The following is an 18334-nucleotide window of genomic DNA, read 5'->3' as shown; positions in this document are numbered from 1 at the left end:
CAGTAGAACCGGACGGGTGGCCCGTCACAGCCGTTCGACGAGTGGTCGCGGTCGGCAGGTCCGGCGGCGGCAACCGAGGTGGTACCGCGGTCCTCCCCAGGGTCGTCCTCGAGGCAGAGAACGACCCCTCCAGGAGCAGCCGCATGACGTACCCCAAGGCGCAGACGGGCCTCGACCAGCCCGCCGGCGACGTCCCCTCCACGCCGCGCTTCCCCGACATCGAGGAGCGTGTCCTGGCGTACTGGAAGGACGACGGCACCTTCCGCGCGAGCGTCGACGCCCGCGACCCCGGCGAGGACGGCTCGAACGAGTTCGTCTTCTACGACGGTCCCCCGTTCGCCAACGGCCTGCCCCACTACGGGCACCTGCTGACGGGCTACGTGAAGGACCTCGTCCCCCGCTACCAGACGATGCGCGGCCGCCGGGTCGAGCGTCGCTTCGGCTGGGACACCCACGGGCTGCCGGCCGAGCTCGAGGCGATGCGCCTCAACGGCATCAAGACGACCGACGAGATCGTCGCGATGGGCATCGACCGGTTCAACGAGGCGTGCCGTGCGTCGGTGCTGAAGTACACCGGCGAGTGGGAGGCGTACGTGACGCGCCAGGCCCGCTGGGTCGACTTCGAGCACGACTACCGGACGCTGAACCCGGAGTACATGGAGTCGGTCATCTGGGCGTTCAAGCAGCTGCACGAGAAGGGCCTCGTGTACGAGGACTTCCGGGTGCTCCCCTACTGCTGGAACGACGAGACGCCGCTGTCGAACCACGAGCTGCGGATGGACGACGACGTCTACCAGAACCGGCAGGACCCGGCCGTCACCGTCGGCTTCGAGATCACGACGCCCGGCGAGCTGCAGGGCGCGCGCCTGATGATCTGGACCACCACGCCCTGGACGCTGCCGTCGAACCTCGCGGTCATGGTCGGGACCGACATCGACTACGTCGCGGTCGAGCACGAGCCCGGCGGGGGTGCCGGGCCGCGGGCGGCGGGCGACACCCGGCTGGTCCTCGCCGAGGCGCGCCTGGGCGCGTACGCCCGCGAGCTCGGCGACGAGCCGACCGTCGTGTGGCGCGGCACCGGCGCCGACCTCGTCGGCCTGGTCTACGCGCCGCCGTTCTCCTACTACGCCGACCACGAGAACGCGTTCCGCGTGGTCGCGGCCGACGAGGCCGTCACGACCACCGACGGCACCGGGCTGGTGCACAGCGCCGGCGCGTTCGGCGAGGTCGACAAGGAGGTCACGGACCGTGAGGGCATCGCGCCGGTCATGCCCGTGGCGAAGGACGGCCGGTTCACGGAGCCGGTCAGCCACTACGCCGGCATGCAGGTCTTCGACGCGAACCCGCACGTGATCGACAACCTCAAGAACGGCACGGGCGCGGTCACGTCGGGCACGCTGCTCCTGCGGCGCGAGACGTACGACCACTCCTACCCGCACTGCTGGCGCTGCCGTCAGCCCCTGATCTACAAGGGCGTCGAGTCGTGGTTCGTCCGCGTGACGGCCTTCAAGGACCGCATGGTCGAGCTGAACCAGCAGATCCGCTGGGTGCCCGACCACATCCGCGACGGACAGTTCGGCAAGTGGCTGGAGAACGCGCGCGACTGGTCGATCACCCGCAACCGCTTCTGGGGCTCCCCCGTGCCGGTGTGGAAGAGCGACGACCCCGCGTACCCGCGGATCGACGTCTACGGCTCGTTCGAGGAGATCGAGCGCGACTTCGGCACGCTGCCGTTGAAGGACGGCGTGCCCGACCTGCACCGTCCGTACGTCGACGACCTGGTGCGTCCGAACCCCGACGACCCGACCGGGACGTCGATGATGCGCCGCGTGCCCGACGTGCTCGACGTCTGGTTCGACTCCGGGTCGATGTCGTTCGCGCAGAACCACTACCCGTTCGAGAACGGCGAGTGGTTCGAGGGACACTTCCCGGCCGACTTCATCGTCGAGTACATCGGCCAGACGCGCGGCTGGTTCTACACGCTGCACGTGCTGGCGACGGCGCTGTTCGACCGGCCGGCGTTCGAGACGTGCGTCAGCCACGGCATCGTCCTCGGCTCCGACGGCAACAAGATGAGCAAGTCGCTGCGCAACTACCCGGACGTCTCGGAGGTCTTCGACCGCGACGGCGCCGACGCGATGCGCTGGTTCCTCATGGCGTCGCCGATCCTGCGCGGCGGCAACCTGGTGGTCACCGAGCAGGGCATCCGCGACAGCGTGCGCCAGGTGATGATCCCGCTGTGGAACAGCTGGGCGTTCCTCGGGCTGTACGCGAACGCGGCCGGGTACGACGCGCGTCCGCTCGAGGCGGCTCCGGCCGACCCGCTCGACCGGTACGTGGTCGCGAAGCTCGGCCGCTGGGTGCGCGAGATGACGACCCATCTCGACGACTACGCCATCGCCGAGGCCTGCGAGTCGACGCGTGAGTTCCTCGACGTCCTGACGAACTGGTACATCCGACGCTCGCGCGAGCGGTTCTGGCTGTCCGACGCCGAGGGCGAGCTGAGCGACGAGCAGCGCGCGCCGTTCGACACCCTCTACACCGTGCTCGAGACGGTGTGCCGCGTCGTCGCCCCGCTGCTGCCGCTGGTCAGCGAGGAGATCTGGCGCGGCCTCACCGGCGGGCGCTCGGTGCACCTGACCGACTGGCCCGACGCCGACGCGTTCGTCGTCGACGACGCCCTCGTCGACGCGATGGACCAGGTGCGTGAGGTCTGCTCCGCCGGGTCGGCGCTGCGCAAGGCGGCGGCGCTGCGCGTGCGGCTGCCGCTGCCCCTGCTCGAGGTCGCCGTGCCCGACCCTGCAGCACTGTCGGGGTTCGAGGACGTCGTCGCCCGCGAGCTGAACGTGCGGGAGGTCCGCTTCGTCGCGGCCGACTCCGAGGAGGCCGCCGCGCACGGGCTGACGTCGCGCCTGACCGTGCACGCCCGCGTCGCCGGTCCGCGTCTCGGCAAGGACGTGCAGCAGGCGATCAAGGGGTCGAAGTCGGGCGACTGGTCGGTGGCCGACGACGGCACGGTCACGTCCGGCGGCATCGCGCTGCAGGAGGGCGAGTTCACCCTCGAGCAGGTGGCGGGCGCGTCGGGCGGCACCGAGATCGCGGTGCTCCCCCGCGGCGGCTTCGTCGCGCTCGACACCACCGTGACGCCCGAGCTCGAGGCCGAGGGCCTGGCTCGCGACGTCGTGCGCGGCGTCCAGCAGGCCCGACGCGACGCCGGCCTGTCGGTCTCGGACCGGATCGTCCTGCACGTCGACGGCGACGCCGCCGTCCTCGACGCGGTCCGCACCCACGAGTCGCTCGTGGCGGGCGAGACGCTCGCGACGTCGGTGCACCTCGGCGACCTCGCCGAGGGCACGAGCATCGACGTCACCGGCGCCAGCGCCCGGGTCGCCGTGGTCAGGGCCTGACGCCCTGCACAGGTGGGGAGATTCCCAGGTCGACCTGGGAATCTCCCCACCGGGCACGGGAATCTCCTCCAAGCACGGCTTGCTCTCCGTGCCTCGCTGAGTTTCCCGTGGTCCGCGGAGATTCCCAGGTCGACCTGGGAATCTTCGGTCGGGGACGACGAAGGCCCCCACCGGACGGTGGGGGCCTTCGTCGTGCTGGTGTCAGAGCGAGGCGTTGCTGTCCTCGTCGCCGAGCAGGGAGCGCAGGCGGCGGGGCGACCCGTCGTTCTGGCCCTGGTTGGCGGCAGCCGGGGTGTTCTCGTTCGCCGCGAGCTGGTCGAGCTGGCTCTGGAAGTAGTTCTTGAGCCGGGCCCGGTACTCGCGCTCGTAGGCCCGCAGGTGCTCGACCTCGCGCTGGAGCTCGTAGCGCTCCCGCTCGATGGCGGCGACGGCCTGCTGGCGGCGCTCGTTGGTCTCCTCGTCGAGCTTCTGCGCGCGGATGCGGGCGTCGGTCTCGAGGCGGTCGGCCTTGCCGCGCGACTCGTTGGTGAGGCGCTCGGCCTTGGTGCGGGCCTCACCGACGATGCGGTCGGCCTCCTCCTTCGCCTGCTCCATGAGCTGGTCGGCGTTGGTGGACGCGATCTCGAGCAGGCGCGCGGCGGCGGTGGATGCCTCGCCGATGCTGCTCGCGCGGGTCTGCGCGGGCTCGGGGGTGGCGGCCACGACCGGCGCGGGGGCCGGGGCGGGAGCGGGCTCGGGCGCCTTCTCGACGACCGGCTCGGGCTCCGGCTCGGGCTCCGGCTCCGGCTCGGGTGTCGGGGCCGGCGCGGGCTCCGCCTTGACGGCAGGGATCAGACCGGTGGGCTCGCCGGTCGAGGCCGCGGCGACCTTGGCGCGCAGCTCCTCGTTCTCGACGGTGAGTCGCTCCAGCTCGGCCTCGACCTCGTCGAGGAACTGGTCCACCTCGCCCATGTCGTAACCCTCGCGGAGACGTACCGGAGTGAAGCGCTTGTTGCGCACGTCCTCTGGCGTCAGGGGCATGAGTTCACCTCGTGTCGTGGTTTCGTCTCGAAGACTGTGGTTCTGACCCACCGTACTCGGTCACCGTTCACTGCTGCCACACGCGTCCCGTCCGCGGACGCCGTGCGGTGTTCACCGACCGACGAGCGTGTTGTTCACGATCGCCTGGAGGATGTAGATCCCGATCAGGAGCACCATCGGCGACAGGTCGAGCATGGCCGATCCCAGGCGGACCGGCGGGATCACGCGGCGCACCGCACGTAGCGGCGGGTCGGTGACGGTGTAGATCCCCTCGCACAGCACGGCGACGAACCCGGTGGGTCGCCACGACCGCGCGAGGAGCTGGACCCAGTCCAGGATGAGCCGTGCGATGAGCACGAGGATGCAGACGAGCAGGACGAAGCTGAGGACCTGCCCGATGGTGGAGAGCGCCATCAGCCGTTGTTGTAGAAACCGCCCGCGGCGATGCGCTGCTTGTCCTCGTCGGTCACCTCGATGTTCTCCGGCGACAGCAGGAAGACCTTCGACGTGACGCGGTTGATCGTGCCGCGCACCGCGAACACGAGACCGGCCGCGAAGTCGACGAGGCGCTTGGCGTCGTCGTCGTCGATCTCCGAGAGGTTCATGATGACCGGGACGCCGGAGCGGTAGTGCTCGCCGACCGTGCGCGCGTCGTTGTAGGTGCGCGGCGTGACCGTCTCGATGCGGGCGAGCATCGACGGCGCCGGCTCGACGGCGCGGGGCGTGCGGCGGTGGTCGTCGATCGACGCGACCTGCGCCCGACGCTCGGGGGCGCGCACCGCGGGGGTCCGCTCCTCCTCACGACGGACGGCCGGCACCGGACCGGTGGGCTCGTCGTCGTACTCGTCGAAGTCAGCCTGCTCGACGAGGCCCAGGTACTCGCCTACTTTTCGCATTGCGCCAGCCATGATGTCTCCGTCGGGTGCGGGTGAGCGGGGGCTCGGAGGAAGAAGAGGTGTCGGTGAACGACACTGGTGAGATTACCGGAGCGGAGGCCGCTCGCCGAGCACCGCGCGCCCGATCCGCAGGTGTGTCGCGCCGGCGGCGACCGCGTCCTCGAAGTCGCCGCTCATCCCCGCCGAGACGATGCGCGCGTCGGAGTGCTGCGCGCGCACCTGCTCGGACAGCTCGCGCAGGCGCTCGAACACGGGCCGGGGGGCGACGCCGAGCGGGGCGACCGTCATGAGGCCGCCGAGGTGCACGCGGGGCAGCTCGGCGACGAGGTCGGCGAGCGCCGCGACGTCGTCGGGCGCGGCGCCGGAGCGACCGGGGTCCTGGAGGTCGAAGTCGACCTGCAGGAGCAGCACGAGGTCGCGGTCGGCGGCCTCGGCCCCTCGCGAGAGGGACCGGGCGAGCTTCGCGCGGTCGACGCTCTGGACGACGTCGGCGTAGCGTGCCACGGCGCCGGCCTTGTTGGTCTGCAGCCCACCGACGAAGTGCTGGCGCGGCGCCGTGACCCCGTCGGCCAGCAGCGACGGCAGCTCGGCGGCCTTGTCGCCGGCCTCGGGGTGGCGGTTCTCCCCCACGTCGGTGACGCCGAGCCCGGCGAGCGTGGCGACGTCGGAGGCGGGGTAGGTCTTGGTGACGACGATGGTGGTGACGTCCTCGGGTGCGCGACCGGCGGCTGTGCACGCCTGCGTGACGCGGGCCCGCACCTCGGCGAGGTTGGCAGCGAGCTCTTCGGCCCGGGTCATCGGCTGCCCTCCGCGGCGAGCACGACGACGCCGCCCATGCGGCCCGCGCGCTCGCCCTGGCGTCGGTGCGACCAGAACCGGTCGTCCTCGATCGTGCAGGCTCCGGCGCCGACGTCGTGCACGGTGACGCCGAGCGCCTCCAGCTGCGCGACCACACCGGCGCCCACGTCGACCGCCGGGGTGCCCCAGGACGTCGTCGAGCGGGTGCCCGGGACGGCGGCGTCGACCGCGTCGGCGAGGTCGGCCGGCAGCTCGTAGCAGCGACCGCACGCGCGGGGTCCGACCCAGGCGTGCAGCGGTGCGGTCGGCCCGTCGGCGGCGACGCGCTCGACCGCGCGGGGGACGACGCCGCGCACCAACCCCTCCCGGCCGGCGTGCACCGCGGCAGCGACGGACCCGTCCTCGCTGGCGAGCAGCACGGGCGTGCAGTCGGCGACCCTCACCACGAGCGCGACCCCGGGCGTCCGGGTGACGAGTGCGTCGGCGGTGGGGGTCGGCGTGCCGCGACCGACGAGCACCGCGTCGGGTCCGTGGACCTGGTGCATCGACACGACGTCCAGCGTGCCGTCGGATCCTGCGTCGAGCCCTCCGGCCACCGACCGCGCGGCCCGACGTCGCGCCTGCACCGACTCGGCCGCGTCGCTGCGGCCGAGGTCGGTGCTGGCGTCGGTGAAGCCGACCTGCGCCCAGCCGAGGTCCTGGTGGAAGAACACGTCGTCGACGGTAGCGCGCGCGGGCGACGCCGTGCTCAGCGCAGGAAGTCGGGGATGTCGAGGTCGTCGCCGTAGGGCACCTCACGCGGCTCGCGCGTGGGGACCGAGCGCGGGTCGCCCGACGGCAGCGGGTCGGCCTGCGTCGACGAGGAGTACTTCTGCCCCGTGTAGGTCTCGGCGGTCGGCGGCGGCGTGCTCGGCGTGGCCGGCTCCTGCGCCGCCTGCTCCTTGAGCAGCGCCGGCTGGGAGGCGTCGCGCGCCTTCGGCTCGCCACCGTCGAATCCTGCCGCGATGACCGTCACGCGCACCTCGTCGCCGAGGGCGTCGTCGATGACGGCACCGAAGATGATGTTGGCCTCGGGGTGGACGGCGTCGGCGACGAGACCCGCGGCCTCGTTGATCTCGAACAGGCCGAGGTCGGAGCCACCGGCGATCGACAGCAGCACGCCGCGCGCGCCCTCGATGGAGGCCTCGAGGAGCGGGCTGGAGACGGCCATCTCTGCGGCCACGGCCGCACGCTGCTCACCGCGCGCCGAGCCGATGCCCATGAGCGCGGACCCGGCGTCGGACATGACCGACTTCACGTCGGCGAAGTCGAGGTTGATCAGGCCGGGGGTCGTGATGAGGTCGGTGATGCCCGAGACGCCCTGGTGGAGGACCTGGTCGGCCTGGCGGAAGGAGTCCAGCAGGCTCACGTTGGGGTCGCTGATCGACAGCAGCCGGTCGTTCGGGATGACGATGAGGGTGTCGACCTCCTCGCGCAGCGCCTGGATGCCCGCGTCGGCCTGGCCGGAGCGGTTGCGACCCTCGAACGTGAACGGGCGGGTGACGACGCCGATGGTCAGCGCGCCCAGCGAGCGCGCGATCCGTGCGACGACAGGGGCGCCGCCGGTGCCGGTGCCGCCACCCTCGCCCGCGGTGACGAAGACCATGTCGGCGCCCTTGATGGCCTGCTCGATCTCCTCGGCGTGGTCCTCGGCGGCACGCTTGCCGATCTCGGGGTTCGCGCCGGCACCGAGGCCGCGCGTGGAGTCGCGGCCGACGTCGAGCTTGACGTCGGCGTCGCTCATGAGCAGCGCCTGCGCATCGGTGTTGATGGCGATGAACTCGACGCCCTTGAGGCCGACCTCGATCATCCTGTTCACGGCATTGACGCCGCCGCCGCCGATGCCGACGACCTTGATCACGGCGAGGTAGTTCTGGACCGCCATGTGCGATGCCTTTCAGGAGGAGGGCTGGAGGGGGTCTCCCTCAAGTCTGAACGTGAACGTCAGGGTTATAGTTATGTCAACCTGTCGTCCGAGGATCACGCTACGCGGCGCGCGGACGCCGTCACGGACGACACGCCGCGCGTCGCGTGCGCTCTGGCCCACGCACGTCACGCGTCACGGTCCGGCCACGCTCGACCGGGGCCACGAGGGCCGGCGCCGCTACTGGCGCGTGGTGGGCTGCTCGGGCGCGCTGACGTCGTAGCCGCGCGCCCGGATGCGCAGCAGGGCCCGCAGGACCTTCAGCTTCTGCTCCGGCTTGGCCGCGCTCCCCCACGTGACCGTGCGGTCGCGCGAGAGCCGCAGCGTCACGGCGTCGCGGCTCGGCGCCTCGACGGCACGGACGGCCTTCACCAGGTCGGGGTCGTCCTTCTCCAGCCGGGCCACGACCGCGGCCGCGGCGACGACCGCCAGCTGGCGCTGCCGCGGGTCGGTGGCCGAGGTGCTGACCTCGACGAGGCCTCGGGGCGGCTGCCGCAGGGTCCGGTAGTCGATGCCGAAGCGGTCGAGGGCGCGCACGTCGCCGTCGACCCTGGTCCAGGCGACGGCCGTGCGCTCGGTGACCTCGACGCGGACGGTGCGGGGCCAGCTGCGTCGGACCTCGACGCGCTCGACCGCCGGCAGTCCCGCCACGCGTGCCTCGACCGCGGCGGTGTCGAGCCTCGCCAGCGGCGTACCCAGGCGGACGTCCGCGACCGAGCGCACCTGCTTGACCCCGAGGGTCCTGGTGCCCTCCACCTCGACGTCGCGGACCCCGAGGACGTGGGAGAACCAGACGAGCCAGACGAGCACGCCGACGAGGACGACGCCGCCGAGGCCGCCGGCCCAGCGGAGCAGCCGCTTCCGGCGGTCGCGTCGACGCCGCTCGTGGAAGCGCTGCTCGGTCATGCCCCGCCCGTCCCGCGGGCGCGCAGCGCGTCGAGCAGACGCGGACCGACGACGGTCACGTCGCCGGCACCGAGCGTGAGGACGAGGTCGCCCGGCCGCACCTGCGGCAGGAGGACGTCGTGCAGGTCGGCCACGGGCCCACCCACGGAGGCGGGCGGACCGTCGACGGCGTCGACCACGAGGACCGACGTGACGGCGGGGTCGGGGTCCTCGCGGGCCAGGTACAGGTCGGCGACCACGACGAGGTCGGCCGCCGACAGGGCTCGGCCCATCTCCACGCCGTAGAGACGCGTGCGGCTCACCAGGTGCGGCTGGTAGGCCACGACGAGCCGCCCCTCCCCCGCGATGGAGCGGGCCGCCGCGAGGTCGGCGCGGATCTCCGTCGGGTGGTGGGCGTAGGAGTCGTAGACGACCACGCCGTCGACCTCGCCGAGCCGCTCCATCCTGCGACGCGCGCCGCCGTAGGCGGCCAGGCCCTCCACGAGGGCCTCGGCCGGGTGACCGAGCCGCAGGCCGACCGCGAGCGCGAGGAGCGCGTCCTGCGCGTAGTGGGCGCCGGGCACGGCCAGCCGGACCGGCAGGCCCGAGAGACCGAGGCCGTCGACGGTGAAGGTCGTCGCCCCGGCGGCCACCTGCACGTCGCGCGCCCGCAGGTCGTGGCCGTCGCCCAGGCCCGTGGTGACGACGTCGAGCCCGCGCGCGGTGCCCGCGGCGGCGAGGGCGGCGGCTCCCGGGTCGTCGGCACCGAGCACGAGCACCTCGCCGACCGTCGCGACGAACTGCTCGAAGGCGGCGGCGTAGGCCTCCTCCGTGCCCCACGTGTCGAGGTGGTCGGCGTCGACGTTGGTCACGACCGCGAGCGCGGGGTCGTAGTGCAGGAACGCGCCGTCGCTCTCGTCGGCCTCCGCGACGAGCACGTCGCCGGTGCCCACGCGTGCGTTGGTGCCGAGGCTCGCGACCTCGGCACCGATGGCGAACGACGGCTCGGCACCGGCGGCCACGAGGGCGCAGGTCAGCATGGCGGTGGTGGTGGTCTTGCCGTGCGTGCCCGCGACGGCGACCGTGCGCCGGTCGGTCATGACCGAGCGCAGGCCCGCCGACCGTGGCCAGAGCCGGGCGCCCGACGACGTGGCGGCCACGACCTCGGGGTTGTCCTCGCGGACGGCGGTGGAGACGATCACGGTGTCGGCACCCTCGACGTGCTCCGCCGCGTGCCCGACGTGGACCGTGATGCCCTCCTGGCGCAGCGCGCGCACGACGGCACCGTCGGCGGCGTCGCTGCCGCTGACGGTCACGCCCTGCTGGGCGAGCAGCCGTGCGATCGCGGACAGGCCCGCCCCGCCGATGCCGACGAGGTGGACGCGGCCGAGGTCGTGCGGGCCGGGCACGTGGTCGGGGACGGGGACCCTCATCGACCGAGCTCCCGACCTGCGGCGGCCAGGACCATGCGCGCGAGCCGGGCGTCGGCGTCGCGCGGCACGAGGTCGGTCGCCGCCGCCGACATGAGGGCCAGGCGCTCGGTGTCCTGCACGAGCGGCACGACGACCTGGTCGACCCAGGCGGAGGTCATGGCCTCGTCGTCGATGAGCAGGCCGCCGCCCGCCTGCACCACCGGGTGCGCGTTGAGGGCCTGCTCGCCGTTGCCGATCGGCAGCGGGACGAACGCCGCCGGCAGCCCCACGGCGGCCACCTCGGTGACGGTGTTCGCCCCGGCCCGGCAGACGACGAGGTCGGCGGCCGCGTAGGCGAGGTCGATCCGGTCGATGTACTGCTCGACGACGTACGGCGGGGCGTCGGCGGGACGCTCGAGCACGACCTCCTCGGGCCGCCCGGCGGCGTGGAGCACCTGGACGCCGGCCCCGGCGAGGTCGCGCGCGGCACCGCTGACCGCCTGGTTGATGCGGCGGGCGCCCTGCGAGCCGCCCGTGACGAGCAGCGTCGGTCGGTCGGGGTCGAGCCCGAAGTGCGCGCGACCCTCGGCCCGCGCGGCGGAGCGGTCGAGCCCGGAGATCTGGCGACGGATCGGCAGCCCCACGTACTTCCCGTGCCGCAGCGGCGTGTCGGGGAAGCTGGTGGCGACGTGCTCGGTGAAGCGCGCGCCGAGGCGGTTCGCGATGCCCGGCTTGGCGTTGCCCTCGTGCACGACCAGCGGGACGCCGCGACGTCGCGCCACGAGGTAGGCCGGGACGGAGACGTAGCCGCCGAAGCCGACGACCACGTCGGGCTGCACGCGCTCGAAGACGTCGTGCGTGGCGCGCACCGCCGCGCGGAGCCGTCCGGGAACGCGCAGCAGCGCCGCACCGGGGCGTCGGGGCAGCGGGACCGGCGGCACGAGCTCGAGCGGGAACCCGGCCTCGGGGATGAGGGTGGTCTCCAGGCCCCGCGGGGTGCCCAGGCAGGTCACGTCGACGCCCTCGTCGCGCAGCACGGCGGCCGTCGCGAGGAGCGGGGAGGTGTGGCCGGCGGTGCCACCGCCGGCGAGGAGAGCACGCACGGTCAACGCCTCCGGGCGGCGCTGCTGCGCGCGCGGCGCGCCTTGCCGGCGGCCAGCGCGCGGGCGGCGCCTGGTTCGGTGGTGGCGCAGCGCAGGAGGACGCCGCAGCCGACCAGGGTCACGAGGACGCTCGAGCCGCCGTAGGACAGCAGCGGGAGCGGGATGCCGATGACGGGCAGCAGCCCGAGCACCATGGCGATGTTGATGGCCGCCTGCGCGGTGATCCAGATGGTGACGCCCGCGGCCGCGTAGCGCGCGAACGGGTCGCGGCTGCGGGTGGCGATGCGGACGCCGGCGACGGCCAGCAGCACGAACAGGACCAGCACGACGAGGCTGCCGAGCAGCCCCAGCTCCTCGCCGACGACGGCGAGGATGAAGTCGGTGTGCGCCTCGGGCAGCGAGCCCCACTTCTGGCGGCTGCCGCCGAGCCCGACGCCGCCGAAGCCGCCGCGCGCGAAGCCCATCATCGCGTGGACGGCCTGGTAGCCGTCCTTGTCGGGGTCGGCCATCGGGTTGAGGAAGCTCAGCATGCGCGCGACGCGGTGCGGCGCCGTGGCCACGAAGAACACGAGCAGGACGCCCACGAACGCGACGATCGCGCCGAGGAAGCGTCCGGGCAGGCCGACGACCCACAGCATGCCGACGATGACCGCGAAGAGCACCAGGGCGGTGCCGAGGTCGTTCTGGGCGACGACGAGCGCGGCGCAGAAGCCCGCGACGAGCGTCATCGGCAGCAGCACGAGGCGCGGGTTGTCGAGGTGCTTCTGGCGGCGCGCGTAGTGGTCGGCGATCCAGAGCACGAGGGTCAGCTTGAGGAACTCCGACGGCTGCAGACGGAACCCGGCAGCCACGGGGATCCAGTTCGTGTTGCCGTTGACCTCGACGCCGACGCCCGGGATGAACGTGGCGAGCGTGAGGGCGATCGAGACCAGCAGACCGGGCAGGATCAGGCGGCGCAGCAGCGTCATGGGGATGCGCGTGACCGCGTAGGCGCCGGCCAGGCCGACGATGGCGAGCACGAGCTGGCGCTGCACGATGGCGAAGGAGTTGCCGTAGACCTGCAGCGAGAGCACCGAGCTGGCGCTGAGGACCATGATCAGGCCGAGGCCGAGGAGCAGCGCCGTGGTGCCGAGCACGAGCTGGTACGACGCGAGCGGACGGTCGAGCAGACGCTGGGCGCCCGCGACGGCGCTGCCGGAGGACCGCGGCGACTTGTCGGTGGTGCTCATCGCACGCTCACGCGGTGGGGAGCCGGCGCACCGACGCGGCGAAGGCGTCGCCCCGTGCGGCGTAGTCACGGAACTGGTCCATGGACGCGCAGCCGGGCGCCAGCAGCACCGTGTCACCTGTGCGCGCGAGGGCGGCCGCTGCCGCGACGACGTCGTCCATGAGGCCATCCTCCCCGCCGACGACCTCCGTGACGGGCACATCCGGCGCGTGTCGGGCCAGCGCCTCCGCGACCACGGCGCGGTCGGTGCCGATGAGCACCACACCGCGCAGCCGCTCGCGGGCGGCCTCGACGAGCTCGTCGAAGCGGGCACCCTTGGCGAGCCCGCCGGCGATCCACACGGCCGACTCGACGCCGCGCAGCGACGCCAGGGCGGCGTGGGGGTTGGTGGCCTTGGAGTCGTCGACGTAGCGGACACCGTCGACCTCGGCGACGAGGTCGGCGCGGTGCGGTCCCCGGCGGAACCCGCGCAGCCCGTCGCGCACGGCCCTCGGCTCGACCCCGTGCGCGCGGGCGAGCGCCGCGGCGGCGAGGGCGTTGGCCACGGTGTGCGGCGCGTCGTCGGGCAGGTCGGCGACCGAGCCGAGCTCGGCGGCACTGGTCTGACGGTCCGGGGCGAAGGCACGGTCGGCGAGCAGGCCGTCGACGACGCCGAGCATGCCGGGTGCGGGGACGCCCAGGGTGAACCCGATCGCGCGGGCGCCCTCCTGCACGTCGGCGTCGCGCACGAGCTGCTCGGTGCGGGGGTCCTCGACGTTGTAGACGCACGCCCGCTCGACGTTCTCGTACACCCGGCCCTTGGCGTGGGCGTAGGCGTCGAGCGTGCCGTGCCAGTCGAGGTGGTCGTCGGCGATGTTCAGCACGGCCGACGCCTCCGCGGCGAGCGAGGAGCTCCAGTGCAGCTGGAAGCTGGAGAGCTCGACGGCGAGGACGTCGAGCGGCTCGGGGTCCATGACCGCCTCGAGGACGGGGCGTCCGACGTTGCCGACCGCGGCGCTGCGCAGCCCGCCGGCGCGCAGGATCGCGTCGAGCATCTGCACGGTGGTCGTCTTGCCGTTGGTGCCGGTGACGCACAGCCACGGCGGCGCGTCGGGACCGCGCAGGCGCCAGGCCAGCTCGACCTCGCCCCAGACGGGCACGCCGCGCTCGGCGGCTGCGCGCAGCGCCGGCGACTCCGGGCGCCAGCCCGGCGAGGTGACGACGAGGTCGACGTCGTCGGGCAGGGTGGCCGTGGCGCCGGGCTCGAGACGCAGCGTGACGCCGAGCGTCTCCAGCAGCGTGGCCTGCTCGGCGCGGGCCGAGCCGGCGTCGGGGACGCGCTCGTCGAGGACCGTGACGCTCGCCCCGAGGTGCTGCAGGGTGTCGGCCGCAGCGAACCCGCTGACCCCGAAGCCGGTGACGACCGCGCGCACGTCCGTCCAGTCGTCGCCGACGCCGAGGCTCTCGACGTCGCGACGCGGGTGCTCCGCGCTCATCGGAAGGCGAGCCATTCCCAGTAGAAGACGCCGAGACCGGCGGCCACGCACAGTCCGCTGATGATCCAGAACCGGACGACGATCGTGATCTCGGCCCAGCCGAGCAGCTCGAAGTGGTGCTGGAGCGGTGCCATGCGGAAGATCCGCTTCCCGCCGGTGGCCTTGAAGTACGCGACCTGGAGGATCACCGAGAACGTGATGGCGACGAACAGGCCGCCGATGATCACCAGGAGCAGCTCGGTGCGGGTCATGAGCGCGAACCCGGCCATGGCGCCGCCGAGGGACAGCGACCCGGTGTCGCCCATGAAGATCTTCGCGGGCGAGGCGTTCCACCACAGGAAGCCGAAGCAGGCCCCGGTGATGGCCGCGGCCACCACCGCCAGGTCGAGCGGGTCCCTCACCTCGTAGCAGCGGCTGACCTGCTCGGTCGCACAGCTCTGGTTGTACTGCCAGACGTTGATGACGACGAACGCGCCGAAGACCATGACGGACGCGCCGGTGGCCAGGCCGTCGAGGCCGTCGGCGAGGTTCACGCCGTTGCTGGCGCCGGCGATCATGAGCAGGACCCAGACGACGAGCAGCACGGTGGGCAGCTGCGTGCCGGGGATGTCGCGCACGAAGGAGACCGCGTGCGAGATCGGGGTGCGTCCGTTCTCGTCCTCCCAGCCGATGGCCAGCACCGCGAAGACGAGCCCGACGAGCACCTGGCCGATCATCTTGGCCTTGCTGCGCAGCCCGAGGCTGCGCTGCTTGGAGATCTTGATGTAGTCGTCGAGGAAGCCGATGAGCCCGAGCCCCGCGAAGAGGAACAGCAGCAGCAGGGCCGAGGCGCTGGGCGGGTAGCCGGTGACCAGCTTCGCGATCGCGTAGGCGAGCAGCGACGCGAGGATGATGACCGTGCCGCCCATGGTCGGCGTGCCGCGCTTCACGTGGTGCGAGGTGGGGCCGTCGTCGCGGATCAGCTGCCCGTAGCCCTTCTTGACCAGCACGTTGATGGCCACGCGCGTGCCCAGCAGGGTGCCCACGAGGGCGAGGGCTGAGGCGATCAGGACGGCGAGCATGCGGGCGGTGGTCCTCTCGGGGGGCGGGGCTGGGCGGGAGCGGGCTGGTCGGGCGGGGCTGGTCGGGCGGGGCTGGTCGGGCTGGGCTGGTCGGGCTGGGCTGGTCGGGCTGGGGTGGTCCGGGTCGAGTATGCCGGTCAGGGCTCGAGCAGGCGCGCCGTGACCCGCTCGAGGCGCGCGCCTCTCGATGCTTTCACGAGGACCGCGTCGCCCGGGGAGAGCCACGCCCGGAGCGTGTCGAGGGCCACGTCGACGTCGGGCACGGCGAGGCCGACGTCGCCGGCGCCCTCCGCGATGCCGCGTGCCCCGTCGCCGACCGCGACGACGAGCGACGTCCCGAGCTCTGCCGCGGCCCGCCCGACCTCGACGTGCCGGGCGTGGGCGTCGGCGCCGAGCTCGAGCATCTCCCCCAGCACCGCCACGCGGCGCTGCGCACCGAGCCCCGCGAGCGCCTCCAGCGCCGCACGCACCGACTCGGGGTTGGCGTTGTAGGAGTCGTCGAGCACGACGACTCCGTCGGCCCGCTCGTGCCGCTCGAGGCGCTGCGCGGTGGCGGGTGCGTAGTCATCGAGCGAGATGCCGGCCACCGGCAGCCCGAGCCCGGCGAGCAGGGCGAGCGCGGCTGCGGCGTTGGACGCCTGGTGCACGCCGAGGAGCGGCACGTGCGTGGTCCAGCGCTCCGCCCCGTGCTCGAGCACGACGTCGGGCTCGCCGTGGGCGTCGAGCGTCACGTCGACGACGCGCACGTCGTCAGGACCCTGGGCGGCGCGGCCGAACCGGACGACCGCGCAGCCCGCAGGCACGCGAGGCTCCATGGCGTCGACGCGCGCGTCGTCGGCGTTCAGCACGGCGGTGCCACCCGGTCGCAGCCCCTCGATGATCTCGCCCTTGCCGATCGCGATGTTGTCGACCGACCCGAACTCGCCCACGTGCGCGCTGCCGACGTTGAGGACGGTCGACACGTGCGGCGGCGCGACGCGGCACAGGCGTGCGACGTGCCCGATCCCCCGGGCCCCCATCTCCACCACCAGGTAGCGGGTGGCGAGATCGGCCCGCAGGACGGTCAGCGGGACGCCGAGCTCGTTGTTGTAGTTGCCCGCCGTGGCGACGGTGGGCCCGACCCGGCCGAGGAGGTGGGCCAGGAGGTCCTTGACGCTGGTCTTGCCCTGGGAGCCCGTGAGCGCGACGACCTGGACGTCGAGCAGGTCGAGGACGTGCCGGGCGAGCCGGCCGAGGGCGTCGGTGACGTCGTCGACGACGACGGTCGGCGCCTCCACGGGTCGCGAGGCGAGCACGGCGACCGCGCCGCCCTGCAGGGCGGCGCCGACGAAGTCGTGCCCGTCGACCCGCTCCCCCGCCAGGGCGACGAAGAGCCCGCCGGGCGTCACGGCGCGCGAGTCGAGGGTGGCGGGTCCGGTGACGACGACGTCGCCGTCGCCGTGCACGACGCCGCCGACGGCCTGGGCGATCGCGGCGAGGCTGAGGGGGATCATGCGTGCTCCTCGACGAGGCGGCGCAGCACCTCGCGGTCGTCGAACGGGTGGACGACGTCGCCGATCTCCTGACCCTGCTCGTGCCCCTTGCCGGCCACCACGACCGTGTCCCCGCGTCGTGCGACGGCGACCGCGTGGGCGATGGCATCGCGTCGACCGGCGATCTCGACGACCTCGGCGGCCCCGCCCTCCGCACCGGCGAGGACGGCCCGCCGGATGGCCGCGGGGTCCTCGGTGCGCGGGTTGTCGTCGGTGACGACGACGAGGTCGGCGTACCGGGCGGCGACCTCGCCCATGAGGGGGCGCTTGCCGAGGTCGCGGTCGCCTCCGGCGCCGATGACGACGACGAGCCGGCCGGGGGTGACCGGACGCAGCGCGGTGAGGACCGCCTCGACGGCGTCGGGCTTGTGCGCGTAGTCGACGACGGCGGTCCACTCCTGCCCGGCGTCGACGCGCTCCATCCGGCCGGGGACGCCGGGGCTGGTCGCGATGCCGGCGGCGAGGTCAACCGGGTCGTGGCCGACCGTGGCGAGGGAGGCGATGACGGCGAGCGCGTTGGCGACGTTGAACACGCCCGGCAGCGGCACGTGCAGGTCGAGCTCGAGCCCGTCGGGTCCGAGCACCTCCAGGTCGGTGCCGAGCCGGTGGGGTCGGACGTTGGCGGCCCGCCAGTCGGCGACGCGTCCGGCGGTGGAGAAGGTGACGACGGGCAGCGGCGTGAGGTCGACGAGACGTCGGCCGTGCTCGTCGTCGATGTTGACGACGGCCCGCTCGGCGTGCTCGGGCGTGAAGAGGCTGGCCTTGGCCGCGAAGTAGTCGTCGAGGTCACGGTGGAAGTCGAGGTGGTCGCGCCCCAGGTTGAGGAAGGCGGCGACGTCGAAGGCGAACCCCTCGACACGGCCCTGCACCAGCGCGTGGCTCGAGACCTCCATGGCGCAGACCTCGACCTGCTCCTCGCGCATGACGGCGAACAGCGCCTGCAGGTCCGGCGCCTCCGGGGTGGTGAGCGCGGAGGCGGCCGGGACGCCCTTGACGCGGGTGCCGATGGTGCCGACGACGGCGCTGCGGGCGCTGCCGACCGCGGACTCGGCGAGGTAGGTGGTGGTGGTCTTCCCCTGGGTGCCCGTGATGCCGAAGGTCGTGAACGCCCGCGTGGGGTGGTCGTGGAACCAGGCGCTGAGCTCGGCGAGCCGGCTGCGGGGACGGTCGACGACGACGGTCGGCAGGCCCGCCGTGCGGGCGGCGCCGTCGGCGTCGGTGAGCGCGGCGACGGCTCCGGCTGCCTTCGCGGCGTCGGCGAAGTCGGCGCCGTGGACCCGGCTGCCCGGCAGGGCGGCGTAGAGGTCGCCGGGCTGCAGGGTCCGGGTGCTGAGGCTGATGCCGGTGACGACGGGGTCCTCCCCCACCGGCTGCGGTGCGTCGAGGTGCTGGGCGACGTCGGCGAGCGTCCGCCGCGCCACCTCACGTGGCCGGGTCCGCATGGTCGTCGGGAGGTCCTCGCTGTCGGTCACCGGTCCAACGTAGCGACTCCCCGCCATCCCCTCACCCCACCCCGGAACTCGTTCCACCCCCACCCCGTGCAAGCCACGCCAA

At 73.3% G+C, this 18334-nt stretch carries 15 protein-coding genes; 1 reads left to right on the top strand and 14 read right to left on the bottom strand.

Annotated features, from left to right (window positions below):
• Nucleotides 1-143: 143 nt before the first annotated feature.
• Entirely contained in the window at nt 144-3407 is a 3264-nt protein-coding gene (gene ileS / locus QE370_RS12060; protein ID WP_309634499.1) for an isoleucine--tRNA ligase, read from the top strand.
• Between the two features lie 201 nt (nt 3408-3608).
• Here the strand turns inward: ileS and QE370_RS12055 are convergent, their stop codons facing one another.
• From QE370_RS12055 to QE370_RS11990, 14 genes are all read right to left on the bottom strand, one after another.
• On the bottom strand, nt 3609-4427 hold the full coding sequence (locus QE370_RS12055) for a DivIVA domain-containing protein (protein WP_309634498.1): 819 nt from the start codon (nt 4425-4427) through the stop codon (nt 3609-3611).
• Nucleotides 4428-4538: 111 nt separating this feature from the next.
• Complete coding sequence (locus QE370_RS12050; protein ID WP_067858255.1) at nt 4539-4841, bottom strand: YggT family protein; 303 nt, start codon at nt 4839-4841, stop codon at nt 4539-4541.
• The gene (locus tag QE370_RS12045; protein ID WP_067858258.1) at nt 4841-5335 is read right to left on the bottom strand and encodes a cell division protein SepF; all 495 of its coding nucleotides are present in this window, start codon (nt 5333-5335) and stop codon (nt 4841-4843) included. The genes QE370_RS12050 and QE370_RS12045 overlap by 1 nt, the downstream gene beginning before the upstream one ends.
• 72 nt (nt 5336-5407) lie before the next feature.
• Nucleotides 5408-6121, bottom strand: a complete 714-nt coding sequence (locus QE370_RS12040) for a YggS family pyridoxal phosphate-dependent enzyme (RefSeq protein WP_309634497.1) — start codon at nt 6119-6121, stop codon at nt 5408-5410.
• The gene (locus tag QE370_RS12035; RefSeq protein WP_309634496.1) at nt 6118-6834 is read right to left on the bottom strand and encodes a polyphenol oxidase family protein; all 717 of its coding nucleotides are present in this window, start codon (nt 6832-6834) and stop codon (nt 6118-6120) included. Before QE370_RS12035 ends, QE370_RS12040 begins: the two co-directional genes overlap by 4 nt.
• A 35-nt stretch (nt 6835-6869) precedes the next feature.
• Nucleotides 6870-8045, bottom strand: a complete 1176-nt coding sequence (gene ftsZ / locus QE370_RS12030) for a cell division protein FtsZ (protein WP_067858267.1) — start codon at nt 8043-8045, stop codon at nt 6870-6872.
• A 219-nt stretch (nt 8046-8264) separates the two neighbouring features.
• Nucleotides 8265-8990, bottom strand: coding sequence for a cell division protein FtsQ/DivIB (locus QE370_RS12025; protein ID WP_253027153.1), 726 nt, complete (start codon nt 8988-8990; stop codon nt 8265-8267).
• On the bottom strand, nt 8987-10402 hold the full coding sequence (gene murC, locus QE370_RS12020; RefSeq protein ID WP_309634495.1) for a UDP-N-acetylmuramate--L-alanine ligase: 1416 nt from the start codon (nt 10400-10402) through the stop codon (nt 8987-8989). The genes QE370_RS12025 and murC overlap by 4 nt, the downstream gene beginning before the upstream one ends.
• Complete coding sequence (gene murG, locus QE370_RS12015; RefSeq protein ID WP_309634494.1) at nt 10399-11484, bottom strand: undecaprenyldiphospho-muramoylpentapeptide beta-N-acetylglucosaminyltransferase; 1086 nt, start codon at nt 11482-11484, stop codon at nt 10399-10401. Before murG ends, murC begins: the two co-directional genes overlap by 4 nt.
• Before the next feature lie 2 nt (nt 11485-11486).
• Nucleotides 11487-12713: a putative lipid II flippase FtsW gene (gene ftsW, locus QE370_RS12010; RefSeq protein WP_253026620.1), complete on the bottom strand. Its 1227-nt coding sequence runs from the start codon at nt 12711-12713 to the stop codon at nt 11487-11489.
• 7 nt (nt 12714-12720) lie between these two features.
• Entirely contained in the window at nt 12721-14187 is a 1467-nt protein-coding gene (gene murD / locus QE370_RS12005) for a UDP-N-acetylmuramoyl-L-alanine--D-glutamate ligase (protein WP_309634493.1), read from the bottom strand.
• Nucleotides 14184-15248: a phospho-N-acetylmuramoyl-pentapeptide-transferase gene (gene mraY / locus QE370_RS12000; protein WP_309634492.1), complete on the bottom strand. Its 1065-nt coding sequence runs from the start codon at nt 15246-15248 to the stop codon at nt 14184-14186. Before mraY ends, murD begins: the two co-directional genes overlap by 4 nt.
• A 137-nt stretch (nt 15249-15385) precedes the next feature.
• On the bottom strand, nt 15386-16741 hold the full coding sequence (murF, locus tag QE370_RS11995; RefSeq protein ID WP_309634491.1) for a UDP-N-acetylmuramoyl-tripeptide--D-alanyl-D-alanine ligase: 1356 nt from the start codon (nt 16739-16741) through the stop codon (nt 15386-15388).
• Entirely contained in the window at nt 16738-18222 is a 1485-nt protein-coding gene (locus QE370_RS11990) for a UDP-N-acetylmuramoyl-L-alanyl-D-glutamate--2,6-diaminopimelate ligase (RefSeq protein WP_309635260.1), read from the bottom strand. Before QE370_RS11990 ends, murF begins: the two co-directional genes overlap by 4 nt.
• Nucleotides 18223-18334: the final 112 nt, after the last annotated feature.

It is taken from the genome of Aeromicrobium sp. SORGH_AS_0981, from assembly GCF_031453195.1.
In the GTDB taxonomy this organism is placed as follows: domain Bacteria; phylum Actinomycetota; class Actinomycetes; order Propionibacteriales; family Nocardioidaceae; genus Aeromicrobium.
This window is presented reverse-complemented; position numbering and strand designations above follow the sequence as displayed.